Raw genomic sequence first — 3,049 nt, forward strand, 5'->3', positions numbered from 1 at the left:
CTACTGACGACTTGCTATTCACCTTTTGACGCCTTTTGGGGCGTTTTGGATGGATATTTGTAATGAGAATGATCAAGTCGATCGAGCTATTAGTACCGGTAAGCTTCATGCGTTGCCGCACTTCCACACCCGGCCTATCAACGTGGTGGTCTTCCACGGCTCTGATAGGGAATACTCGTTTTCAGGTGGGTTTCCCGCTTAGATGCCTTCAGCGGTTATCCCGTCCGTATATAGCTACCCTGCTATGCGGCTGGCGCCACAACAGGTCCACCAGAGATACGTCCATCCCGGTCCTCTCGTACTAGGGACAGATCCTGTCAATATTCCTACACCCACGGCAGATAGGGACCGAACTGTCTCACGACGTTCTGAACCCAACTCACGTACCGCTTTAAATGGCGAACAGCCATACCCTTGGGACCTGCTCCAGCCCCAGGATGCGATGAGTCGACATCGAGGTGCCAAACAACCCCGTCGATATGGACTCTTGGGGGTCATCAGCCTGTTATCCCCGGCGTACCTTTTATCCGTTGAGCGATGGCCCTTCCACGCGGGACCACCGGATCACTATGACCGACTTTCGTCTCTGCTCGACTTGTCAGTCTCGCAGTCAGGCGGGCTTATGCCATTGCACTCGACGACCGATTTCCGACCGGTCTGAGCCCACCATCGCGCGCCTCCGTTACTCTTTAGGAGGCGACCGCCCCAGTCAAACTACCCACCATACACTGTCCTGGACCCGGATAACGGGCCGCAGTTAGACATCCATGACGATAAGGGTGGTATTTCAAGGGTGACTCCACCATGGCTGGCGCCACGGCTTCAAAGTCTACCACCTATCCTACACATGCCGACACGAATGCCAGTGTAAAGCTATAGTAAAGGTGCACGGGGTCTTTCCGTCTAACCGCAGGAACCCCGCATCTTCACGGGGAATTCAATTTCACTGAGTCTGCGTTGGAGACAGCGGGGAAGTCGTTACGCCATTCGTGCAGGTCGGAACTTACCCGACAAGGAATTTCGCTACCTTAGGACCGTTATAGTTACGGCCGCCGTTTACTGGGGCTTCGATTCAAAGCTTGCACCTCTCCTCTTAACCTTCCAGCACCGGGCAGGCGTCAGACCCTATACGTCGCCTTACGGCTTCGCAGAGCCCTGTGTTTTTGGTAAACAGTCGCTACCCCCTGGTCTGTGCCACCCCCTTCTACTTGCGTAAAAAAGGGTCACGCTTCTTCCGAAGTTACGCGTGCAATTTGCCGAGTTCCTTCAACGCAGTTCTCTCAAGCGCCTTGGTATTCTCTACCAGTCCACCAGTGTCGGTTTCGGGTACGGTCTATACGCGGGAGCTATTTCCTGGAACCGCTTCGAAGCCCCTCCAATCCAATAAGGAGGAACAACATACGCGATCCGTCACTACCCGCAGGCCCACGAATATTAACGTGGTTCCCATCGACTACGCCTTTCGGCCTCGCCTTAGGGGCCGGCTAACCCTGCTCAGATTAACTTTAAGCAGGAACCCTTGGACTTTCGGCGAGGGAGTCTCTCACTCCCTTTATCGTTACTCATGTCAGCATTCTCACTTCCGATACCTCCACCAGCCCTCACGGGTCCGGCTTCAACGGCTTACGGAACGCTCCGCTACCACTTGCCTGTTGCCAGGCAAATCCACAGCTTCGGTGTATGGCTTGAGCCCCGGTACATTTTCGGCGCAAAGACCCTTATTTAGACCAGTGAGCTGTTACGCTTTCTTTAAATGATGGCTGCTTCTAAGCCAACATCCTGGTTGTTTTGGGATCCTCACATCCTTTCCCACTTAGCCATAACTTAGGGACCTTAGATGGTGGTCAGGGTTGTTGCCCTCTTCACGACGGACGTTAGCACCCGCCGTGTGTCTGCCGATCAGTACTTTCCGGTATTCGGAGTTTGGTTAGGTTTGGTAAATCGGTGAGATCCCCTAGCCCATCCAGTGCTCTACCCCCGGAAGTATAAAATCGACGCTCTACCTAAATAGATTTCGCGGAGAACCAGCTATCTCCGAGTTTGATTGGCCTTTCACCCCTAGCCACAAGTCATCCCAATCTATTGCAACAGATGCGGGTTCGGTCCTCCAGCAAGTGTTACCTTGCCTTCAACCTGCTCATGGCTAGATCACTCGGTTTCGGGTCTAATGCGACGAACTGAACGCCCTGTTCAGACTCGCTTTCGCTGCGCCTACACCTACCGGTTTAAGCTTGCTCGTCACACTAAGTCGCTGACCCATTATACAAAAGGTACGCTGTCACCCAGAACAAATCTTGGGCTCCAACTGTTTGTAGGCATTCGGTTTCAGGATCTCTTTCACTCCCCTTGTCGGGGTGCTTTTCACCTTTCCCTCACGGTACTGGTTCGCTATCGGTCATGCACGAGTACTTAGGCTTGGAGAGTGGTCTCCCCATGTTCAGACAGGATTTCACGTGTCCCGCCCTACTCAAGGACTTTCATTCGCATTACGTGTACGGGGCTGTCACCCATTCTAGCCGCCCTTTCCAGAGCGTTCCACTTGTCTCATAAAAGCCACTGGCCTGGTCCGCGTTCGCTCGCCACTACTAGCGGAGTCTCGTTTGATGTCCTTTCCTCCGGGTACTTAGATGTTTCAGTTCCCCGGGTTCGCTTCTAACCCCTATGTATTCGAAGGTCAGATACCTTATTAACGATACTTGGAAACCTGTGCAGTTGTCGGCGTCACGCCAGCGTTAATAAGGACCATTATGTCCTCACGCTGTCGCAATCCTTTCAAAGGATTGCTCGCTGCGGACGGCGCGCCAAACGATTGGCGACGGCCTGGCGGCCTGTATGGGAGACCCATACCAACGTCCCGACGCCGGCCAACTAAACAGATTTTCCAAGTATCTAAGGTGGGTTTCCCCATTCGGAAATCGTCGGATCAAAGGGTATTCGCACCTCCCCGACGCTTATCGCAGCGTATCACGTCCTTCATCGCCTGTGCATGCCAAGGCATCCACCAAATGCCCTTAAGACACTTGATCATTCTCATTGCCAATATCCATCT

The 3,049-nt window shown here is 53.3% G+C and carries 1 rRNA gene; it reads right to left on the reverse strand.

The features are described from left to right. Positions 1–68 precede the first annotated feature (68 nt). Positions 69–3,026: ribosomal RNA gene (locus tag HQ945_RS22635) — 23S ribosomal RNA — on the reverse strand. Positions 3,027–3,049: the final 23 nt, after the last annotated feature.

Source organism: Phyllobacterium pellucidum, from assembly GCF_013327855.1.
In the GTDB taxonomy this organism is placed as follows: Bacteria; Pseudomonadota; Alphaproteobacteria; order Rhizobiales; family Rhizobiaceae; genus Phyllobacterium; species Phyllobacterium pellucidum.